This window comes from Thermosipho globiformans (assembly GCF_003990895.1).
Lineage (GTDB): Bacteria > Thermotogota > Thermotogae > Thermotogales > Fervidobacteriaceae > Thermosipho > Thermosipho japonicus.
Genome location: NZ_BHXD01000023.1, coordinates 1 through 9,781, shown reverse-complemented (window position 1 = coordinate 9,781; position 9,781 = coordinate 1). Strand labels below are relative to the sequence as shown.

6 protein-coding genes and 1 rRNA gene are annotated in these 9,781 nt (G+C 29.5%); 5 read left to right on the top strand and 2 right to left on the bottom strand.

The genetic code is table 11. From position 1 onward, the window contains the following. Positions 1–704 precede the first annotated feature (704 nt). The 3 genes from EO083_RS09530 (at position 705) to EO083_RS09520 (ending at position 6,056) form a co-directional block, all read left to right on the top strand. Positions 705–2,711, top strand: a complete 2,007-nt coding sequence (locus EO083_RS09530; protein WP_126994203.1) for a methyl-accepting chemotaxis protein — start codon at positions 705–707, stop codon at positions 2,709–2,711. Positions 2,712–2,896: 185 nt separating this feature from the next. After that, positions 2,897–5,353 (top strand): sensor domain-containing protein, encoded by a 2,457-nt coding sequence (locus EO083_RS09525; RefSeq protein ID WP_126994201.1) that lies wholly within the window; start codon positions 2,897–2,899, stop codon positions 5,351–5,353. Positions 5,354–5,378: 25 nt separating this feature from the next. After that, positions 5,379–6,056 carry a Crp/Fnr family transcriptional regulator gene (locus EO083_RS09520; RefSeq protein ID WP_126994199.1) on the top strand — a complete coding sequence of 226 codons (678 nt, stop codon included), beginning with the start codon at positions 5,379–5,381 and terminating at the stop codon, positions 6,054–6,056. Positions 6,057–6,090: 34 nt separating this feature from the next. On the opposite strand, the gene arcA is transcribed toward EO083_RS09520, so the two are convergent. After that, the gene (arcA, locus tag EO083_RS09515) at positions 6,091–7,293 is read right to left on the bottom strand and encodes an arginine deiminase (RefSeq protein ID WP_126994197.1); all 1,203 of its coding nucleotides are present in this window, start codon (positions 7,291–7,293) and stop codon (positions 6,091–6,093) included. A 319-nt stretch (positions 7,294–7,612) separates the two neighbouring features. Here arcA and argF point away from each other — a divergent pair, with 319 nt between their 5' ends. Then, positions 7,613–8,593 carry an ornithine carbamoyltransferase gene (argF, locus tag EO083_RS09510; protein WP_126994195.1) on the top strand — a complete coding sequence of 327 codons (981 nt, stop codon included), beginning with the start codon at positions 7,613–7,615 and terminating at the stop codon, positions 8,591–8,593. 20 nt (positions 8,594–8,613) lie between these two features. After that, entirely contained in the window at positions 8,614–9,555 is a 942-nt protein-coding gene (gene arcC, locus EO083_RS09505) for a carbamate kinase (RefSeq protein WP_126994193.1), read from the top strand. 112 nt (positions 9,556–9,667) lie between these two features. Here arcC and rrf read toward each other — a convergent pair. Then, positions 9,668–9,781 (bottom strand): 5S ribosomal RNA (gene rrf, locus EO083_RS09500); the annotation flags it as partial.

Sequence of the window (9,781 nt, the reverse complement as noted above, 5' to 3'; positions counted from 1 at the left end):
TACAAAAATAATTTTAGCAGGTGTAGCCCTTTTTTTATATTCTAATTTAACCTACTTTTTACATTGGCCAGGGTCTCAGGACACTAAGTGCCCTGAGTTAATTTTTAACATTACTAAAACAATTGCTCTAACTTATAATAACTCTTAAACTTTTTGTCCTAAGTACTTTCAAATGTTTAATATCTATAAATTCCAACAACATAGTTATTATATCCTTACAAATTTAATATTCATGTTATCCTTTATCCTACATATATATTTTCAAATTCTTCTTTTTTAGTTTCTTGCCTACATATTTGTATATCTGACTTGCTTCATAATATCTGTCTTATTAAAAAATTGCAAATCATATTTTTGTGATTTTCATTATTATAAAATTAATTAAGATTGTATTTTTATAGTTACTCGAATTTATATACACAACTAGTAAATACCTTATTAAATACTTATTCATATTTTTATTGAAATTTTTATTATTGCTAAAAAAAACAAATCAATAAAATATTAATTTTGCAAATGTCTTACTCAAAAATCAGTTATCCACAATCACACAAAAGATTATTTTTTATTTTTCTATGCCTTTAACAAAAAAGAAACATATAAGAAACTTAAAAATTACTTTACTCGTGATAAAATTACAATGAGTTTAAAGATAATTTAAAATAAGTACTTTATTCCTTAATAAAACAGGAGGTGATGTTTTTATGAAATCAATTAAGGGAAAACTATTAACTTTTGTTCTATTACCAGTAATTGCCCTACTTATAATAAGCACTTTTTTAATATCATTTCAAACAAGAAAATCCGTAGAAAATTTATCTATAGACACCGCACTTGAAATTTCTAAAAAAGCTTCGCAAATAATTGAGGAATGGTTAAATGGGATTTTAAGAGATGTTCAAAATTTCGCTGATACAAACTCTGTAATAGAAGCATTAAAAACTAGAAAATGGGAAGAACTAATGAATAAAGAATTAAAACATAAACTTTCATCAAGAACTGATTATGAAATGTTCTTTATTGCCTATCCAGATGGAACAGCCCCTACAACTTCAGGTGTAACTGCAAATGTAAGCGACAGAGAATACTTTCAAAAAATAATTAAACAAGGATATGACTATTATATTAGTAACGCATTAGTTTCAAAAGCAAGTAAAAATGCTATCTTTGTAGTTGCATCCGCAGTAAAAGATGAAAATGGAAAAACAATTGGTTTGTTTGGGGCCGCAGTAAAATTGGACGATCTAAATAAAATTGCTGTTGAAACAAAAGTTGGGAATAACGGTTTTGGATGGATAATTGACTCAACCGGACTTACAATTGCACATCCAGATGAAAAAATTAGGATGAAAGTAAATATACTTGAAGCATCAAAACAAGGGTTTAAAGGTTTAGATACTATAGCTCAAAAAATGCTGGAAGGAAAATCTGGCTATGGAAGTTATACAAGATCAGACGGTAGTGAAGTTTATGTCTTTTACTCTCCAATAAAGGTTGGAAAAGGTTGGTCCTTTGGATTAACTTTGTATAAATCTGAACTATTCTCATCAGTAAACAAAATTACCAATACTACTATAATAATTTTCTTGTTCGTTATTATTCTAGTAACCATATTTATTTATCTTTCATCAACTCACTTTATATCAAAACCACTTACATCAATGGTTAAAAACATACTAGAATTTGGAAAAGGAAACTTAACGATAAAGTTTACTGCAAAAGGAAAAGATGAAATTGCACAAATATCAAACTCTCTTCAAAAAATGGCTGATATGTTAAGAGAAAGTTTTTCTCAAATAAGTGAAACTTCTTTAAATCTGAACTCATCTTCGGAAGAGCTGGCAAATATTGCTGATAACCTAAGTGCTAGTGCTCAGGAACTGTCAGCACAAATAACAGAAATAGATAATTCAATTCAAAATGCATCTGCATCTGTAGAAGAAGTAACAAGCGGTGTAGAAGAAGTCGCAGCAAGTGCTCAAAATGTTTCAAATGCTGCACAAAACATTTCAGAAAATGCGAATAAAATGGCAGAAAACGCAAGAGAAGGGGAAAAAGAAGTTGTTGCAATCAGCGAAATCGTAGAAAAAGCAAAGGAAATAAGTTATTCAACGGAAAAAATTGTAAAAACTTTAAACGAAAACACAAAAAATATTGATGAAATTGTCCAAACAATTAATTCAATAGCAGAGCAGACAAATCTTTTAGCTTTAAATGCGGCAATAGAAGCAGCAAGAGCTGGAGAAGCAGGAAAAGGATTTGCAGTAGTTGCGGATGAAATTAGAAAACTTGCTGAAGAAAGTAAAAATGCAACAACTCAGATCTCAGAAATTTTAAAAGATATTCAAGAAAAAATAGAAAATACAGCAAAAGCAAGCAATCAAACTGTTGAAATAATAGAAAAAGCATCAAATCAATCAAACATTGCAAAAGAAAAATTTGAAAATATATTAAGGCAGATAGAAAGTATTACAAATGAAATAGATAATCTAGCGGCAAGCTCTCAACAACAAAGTGCATCTGCACAAGAAATGAGTAGCGCAATGGATGTAGTTTCAAAAGCAATTGTGACAATATCACAACAAGTTGACGATATAGCAAAATCAGCCCAAAGCCAAGCAAAAACAAGTGAAAAACTAGATATTTCTTCCGAAAATCTAAATAAAATAGCAAAAAATCTTGTAGAAGAAGTCAAAAAATTTAAAATTTAAAAAATTAACATACCAAAAGTCCCTCTTCTAGTCTTTCAAAACAGAAGAGGGACTTTTTTTATTTTACAATAAAAATTTCATGTTAAACTAATTATTAAAAAATAGTAATTTTTATATATCTCATATTGCCTACTTCTAAATAAAGTGGTATCATATTTTGTGAAAAGAACAATTGGAGGAAAATAATGGAAACTTTTTTAATTGCTTTATCTGCAATTTCGCTAGTATATCTTCATGAAAGAAAACTTTACAAAGTATCACCAGCTTTAATCCACATATTTTATGTTTTATTTACTTTATCAATATTTGAATTTGTAAAAACCAAGTATACATTAAGTGAATTTTTTTATATCTTACAAGATATAATAGTTATTTCTTTACTACCCGGAGTTTACGCTTTTTCTGAAGATTTTTATGGAATATCCCGAAATTACAAAAAGAGAGTTATTATATCCCTTCCTTTGTTTTTTTTAATTTTATTTAATGATTTTGTCTTTCAAAAACACCTTACAACTTCAAAATTAGCAATAGCTCTAACAATTATTTATTCATTATTTATCATCGCTTTATCATTTAAAAATATAACGAAAGCTACTGTAGAAAAAAATATAAAATTGACAATACAAATCCTGTTTATTTCTCTTTTTAGTTATTACTTTTTAACAACTCTCTTCAATAAATGTAATGAATCCATTTTGATGCTCTTATCAATAATTACTTTCCTTATAATAGAATTTGTTCTAATAAGAAAAAGTTGGATTAAGGTACTTGAAGACGCAAAAGAAAATTTCATTTTAAACATTAGCGACGGGATATTGCTTGTGGACAAAAACAATTATGTCCTTGATCTAAATAAAACCGCTCAAAAGATTATAGGAAGAGAATTTAACCAAATAATCAACAGAAAACTCGATGTTAATTTAGAAAACGGTAAAATAATTGAAAAAGATGAAAAGTATTATTCAATAGAAATTATTAACTTTGAAAATGGAAAAATATACTACTTTAGGGATATAACTAAAGAAATGAAATATTCAAAGAGGCAAGAAATTGCAAACAAGTTATTTCACAACCTTTTTAATAATATACCTGAACCTCTTGTATTGGTAACTCCCTCAGGAAAGATTGTAGACTGCAACAGTGCATTTACAAAAACTTTTGGTTATAAAAAATTAGAAAATATTGAAAATATCGTCCCAGATTATTTAAAAGAAGAATCAAAAATTTTAACACTTCAAATATTAAAAAAAGGGCATGTAAGCTATGAAACAGTCAGAAAGAGCAAAAGTGGTAAAAATATATTTGTAAGAATTTATGCATCAAAATTTGAAATTGAACATCAAACATTTATTTATATAATCTATTCCGACATTTCAAAAGAAAAGAAATTGTCTCAACAAATCTCCAATCTTATAGAAAAAGATCCTTTAACTAAAACATTTAACAAAGTATACATTATCAAAAGACTTAAAAACCTCAAACCACTCTTTTATCATTCATTAATATTTATTGACATAAAGGATTTTCAAAGAATTAACTCCATAATGGGGAATGTTTTTGGAGATAAAATTCTCAAAATTGTTGCAAATAAGTTAAAAGAATGTACAAATTATATCATTTCAAGAGCTCATGCAGATGAATTTTGGATACTAGCAGAAGAATTGGATATAGATGTAAAAAAAGCCTACAGTAAAAATAAAGAACTTATTTTGCATATAGATAATTGCTTGAAAAATATTAAAGTTGACGATACTTTACTGCAATTTCACATAGGAACATATATTTTCAAAAATGACGAAAATATTGATGAAGTTATAAGAAAAACAAATCTTTCCCTTTCAAAGTCAAAGGATGAAGACAAAATAATAACTTATTCAAAAGAAATAGAAGATGAAATAAGAAAAGAATTAGAGAAAGAAATTCAAATAAAAAAGGCAATTGAAAAAGGCGAATTTATACCATTCTTCCAACCAATAGCAACAGATAATATGGAAATTGTAGGAGCCGAAGCATTAATAAGATGGGTTAAAGACGGAAAAATAATACCACCATTTGAATTCCTCGATTTTCTTGAAAAAACTGGTCTTATAGAACAAGCATCAAAACAGATATTTGAAAGTGTATGTAAATTACTTTCTAAAACAAAAAAACTGAAATTTGTTGATGTTAATATCAGCCCTATCCAGCTAAAAAATAGCAACTTTTCAAAAGATTATCTAAAAATACTTGAAAAATACAATATACAAAGCAGTCAAATTACTATAGAAATTACAGAAAACCTCTTTATTGATTACAATGATATTGTTCGTGAAAATCTAAATTTACTAAAAAGCGAAGGATTTAAATTATGCCTTGATGACTTTGGAACAGGTTACTCTTCATTAAATTATTTAAGAAATATTCCATTTGATATAATTAAAATAGACAGAGAATTCATAAGTAATATAGACGATGAAAAAAATCTAAATCTCTTAAAAGCAATATATAGCATAGCTGAGTCTTTTAATATGGGGGCAATACCTGAAGGTGTCGAAAATGAAAAACAACTTGAAATTTTGACTATGATAGGTTTTAAATTATTCCAAGGGTATTATTTTGGAAAGCCAATGCCTGAATCAGAGTTTTTAAGTATTTTAAGTTAGTATGATTAATTTTGGAGGGAACGTTTTGAAACAATACATAGAATCAATCAAGAATTGTAGCCTTTTTAAAGATTTAAATGAACATGAAATTTTAGAAATTATAAAAAATTCCAAAATTTTAACATTTGAAAAAGATGAAATAATAAAGCAAAGAAATGATCCAATAGATGAAATACTAATTCTCATAGAAGGCGAAACACTGGGGTTATTTGTGAATGAAGACGGAAGAGTTATACAAATAGATCATATGATAGCTCCAAAAACGCTTGCAATCGCAACTATATTTTCATCAAATCCAAAATATCCAGTTGATGTTGTGGCAATCAAAAAATGTAAAATTTTAACACTCTCCAAAGATATTCTCATTCATGAAATGATGAAAAACGAAAAAATATTAAAAAATTACCTACAAAATGTCTCCGACACATTTATATTTATCACCGATAGATTTTATGAGATAACACTCAAAAATCTTATTCAAAAGGTATGTTCATATCTTTATGATTCTTTTAAAAAACAAAAATCTAAAACTATAAAACTTGAAATGTCTAAAACCGAACTTGCAAGAGAATTTGGAGTAACTCGTCCTGCACTATCAAGAGTCTTTATTGAACTTGAAAAGAAAGGAATTATAGAAATGGAAGGAAAAAATCTAAAGATTAAAGATTTAAGATATATTGAAGAGTATGCAACCTACTTTTAAAAAATTCCCCATCCTAAATAGGATGGGGAATTCTTTATTCTCTACAGATTGGCATCGACATACATCTAGGCCCTCCACGACCTCTTGATAACTCGCTTGAAGGAATTTCTATAACATTAACTCCTCTTTCTCTTAACAACTGATTTGTCACATAATTTCTTTCATATGCTATAACCGTTCCAGGACTTACTGCTAAAACATTTGACCCATCATTCCATTGTTCTCTTTTTGCAGCTATTTCATCATCCCCTCCACATTTAATAAGCTCAATATCATTTCTCTCAAGATATTTTTTTAGTACATCTTCTAGCTGCAAATCTTCTTCTGTAACCTCAATTTCATCCTTATTTTTCTTTAACACATATACATGCAAGCTGGTTTCAAGTTTTGAATGAACCAAAAATTTATTTTCACTAACCATTGTAAAGATAGTATCAAGATGCATGTATGCGCGCTTTTTCGGCATATTTATTGCAAGTATAGTATCAAAGCTTTCGTCTGACTCATAAAATATTTTACTTGCAATTTTTTCTATAGCTTCTGGGTCCGTTCTTTGTGAAATTCCAATAGCAAGAACTTTGTCAGATAATACCAAAACATCCCCACCTTCTATAGAAAATGGTTCATTCATATCATAATAAATAGGAATATTACTAAATTCATCACTATATTTTAAGACATACTTCATAAACAATGATTCTCTTCTTCTTGCCTTTGTCTTCATTCTATTAATCAGCGCCCCTCTTCCCACAAAAGCAACAGGATCTCTTTGAAAATAAAGATTTGGAAGCGGAAGAAGATAAAATTGTTTATTTAGATGAACAACTGTTGAAAAACTCTTTTTGTTTAATTTAAATTCATCTATCCTTACCCCGCCTATAATTTTTCTTACCATTTCCTTTGTTTCAAAAGATAACAAATATTCCTTTAATGCCTCTAATATATACTCATTTTTTACCTCACTAAGATTTAAATATTCATCCACAAACTGTTCTTTTAATCCTTTTTTTTCTAAGATATTTGTAAGTAGATCCGTAACATATTTAACCTCAACACCATTATCTTTCAAAGCCTTGGCAAAATAATCATGCTCTTGTTGTGCCTTTTTTAAATATGGGATATCTTCAAACAATAGTTCTTCTAATAAATCAGGTTCAATATTTTCTAACTCCAATCCAGGTCTATGAAGCAACACAATTTTTAATTTCTTTACTTCTGAGTAGACATTCACCTTCATTCTCTTTCATCCTCCTTTTCGATATCAATTATATTAGATTTTAAATAAAAAGTAAAACTTTAAATATTACAATTAACTTTAAGAATGATATATTTTTCACAGTTAATTTTTCATTTTAAAGATATGCATCAGTATGCGATGTATTCTGATGCATACTCGTGCATACTCAATCTTAAACAAATATAACTTTAAAACAAATAAATATTCTTGAAAAACTGTTGTTTTTCAAGATTTGTTTGTTTTGATAAATAAAAAAAACAAGTGTATAATTAAAATACCTAATTGTGTTTTAAATATAAAAAGAGTGGGAGGAGATAACATGCCAGTTAATCTTAAAGGAAGAAGTCTTTTAACACTAAAAGATTTCACAGCTGAAGAAATTAAATATCTTCTTAATCTTGCATTTGATTTAAAAGCTAAAAAAAGAGCAGGGGTAAGACAGGAATTACTTAAAGGAAAAAACATTGTTTTAATTTTTGACAAAACATCAACAAGAACTAGAACCGCTTTTGAAGTTGCTGCATACGATGAAGGCGCACATGTAACATTCTTGACCAATAGCCAAATGGGCAAAAAAGAATCAATAGAAGATACCGCAAAAGTTTTAGGAAGAATGTACGATGGTATTGAATATAGGGGATACAAACAAGAAGTTGTTGAAGCACTTGCAAAATATTCAGGAGTTCCCGTATGGAATGGTTTAACCGATGAAGCACATCCAACTCAAGGTCTTGCAGACGTTATGACAATGATGGAGTTTATACACAAACCACTGAATCAAATGAAACTTGTTTTTGTAGGTGATACAAGAAATAACGTAGCAAATACTTTAATGAGAATTTCTTCAAAACTTGGTATTCACTATGTTGCTGTAGGTCCAGAATCCTTAAAGCCATCAGATGAAATCATGAATGAAGCACTTGAGAACGCCAAAGAATCTGGAGCAATTATTGAATACACACCTGATCTTGATGGAGTTAAAGGAGCAGACGCTATCTACACAGATGTTTGGGTATCAATGGGTGAAGAAGATAAAATGCCAGAAAGAGTTGAACTATTAACTCCATATAGAGTTGACATGGATTTAATAAAAAGAACAGAAAATCCAAACGTTATTTTCTTGCATTGTTTACCATCATTCCACGACTTTGAAACAACAGTTGCAAAAGAAGCAAAGGAAAGAGGATTAGATATTCGTGAAGTAACCGATGAAGTATTTAGAAGTAAACATTCTAAAGTTTTCGATCAAGCTGAAAATAGAATGCATACCATAAAAGCTGTTATGGTAGCAACTCTATAATCAGGTAGGAGGCAAAAAATATGAAAAAATTGGCAGTTGTTGCTATTGGTGGTAATGCAATTAATAGACCAGGAGAAAAACCAACGGCAGAAAATATGTTTAAAAATATAAAAGTTACAGCATCATATCTTGCAGATATGATTGAATTAGGTTACAGAATAATAATTACTCACGGAAATGGACCACAAGTTGGGAATCTACTAGTTCAACAAGATATTGCAAAGGATACTATTCCACCATTTCCAATGGACGTATTAGGTGCAATGACCCAAGGATATCTTGGATATATGATTTCTCAAGAATTGAAAAATGTATTAAATGAAAGAAAAATAGATAAGGAAATTGCTACAGTAGTAACACAAATTGTAGTAAATAAAGATGATCCAGGGTTTAAAAATCCAACAAAACCAGTAGGTCCATTTTATAGCGAAGAAGAAGCAAAAAAGATTATGAAAGAAAAAGGTTGGTTATTCAAAGAAGATGCTGGAAGAGGATGGAGAAGAGTTGTTCCATCACCAATCCCACTTGATGTTATCGAAAAAAGAACAATTAAAGACTTAGTAGAAAACGACGTTATAGTAGTGGCAGGCGGTGGTGGAGGAATTCCAGTAATAATTGACGAAAAAGGAGAAATAAAAGGAGTAGAAGCAGTTATAGATAAAGATAGAGCCTCAGCATTAATAGCAAAAGAACTTGATGCAGACGAATTTATAATCCTTACGGCAGTTGAAAAAGTATATCTTAACTTTAACAAACCTGATCAAAAGCCACTTGATACAATCACAGTAAAAGAAGCTGAAAAATATATGAATGAAGGACATTTTGCAAAAGGGAGTATGCTCCCAAAAATAGAAGCCTGTATCTCCTTTGTAACATCAACAAATAGACCCGCACTCATCACAGATATGGAAAAACTAAAAGATGCACTAGAAGGAAAAACAGGAACAAGGATTATTCCATAAAACTTTAAAATTTATGGCTCCCACAATGGGAGCCATTTTTAATAGTAAAAACTAAACAAAAAACCTCTCCATATTCGGAGAGGTTAAATAATTAGGTATTAACATAACATGACCCGGGCACTACCTACTCTCGCAAGGGGCGAACCCCCTACTACCATCGGCCCAAGGCGGCTTAACGGCCGGGTTCGGGATGGGACCGGGTGGTTCCCGCCTTGGTATCGGCACC

Excerpts from the sequence above, each read along its gene's own strand:
- EO083_RS09530 (WP_126994203.1), top strand. The coding sequence starts at position 705 with ATGAAATCAATTAAGGGAAAACTATTAACTTTTGTTCTATTACCAGTA.
- argF (WP_126994195.1), top strand. The coding sequence starts at position 7,613 with ATGCCAGTTAATCTTAAAGGAAGAAGTCTTTTAACACTAAAAGATTTC.
- EO083_RS09525 (WP_126994201.1), top strand. The coding sequence starts at position 2,897 with ATGGAAACTTTTTTAATTGCTTTATCTGCAATTTCGCTAGTATATCTT.
- arcC (WP_126994193.1), top strand. The coding sequence starts at position 8,614 with ATGAAAAAATTGGCAGTTGTTGCTATTGGTGGTAATGCAATTAATAGA.
- arcA (WP_126994197.1), bottom strand. The coding sequence starts at position 7,293 with ATGAAGGTGAATGTCTACTCAGAAGTAAAGAAATTAAAAATTGTGTTG.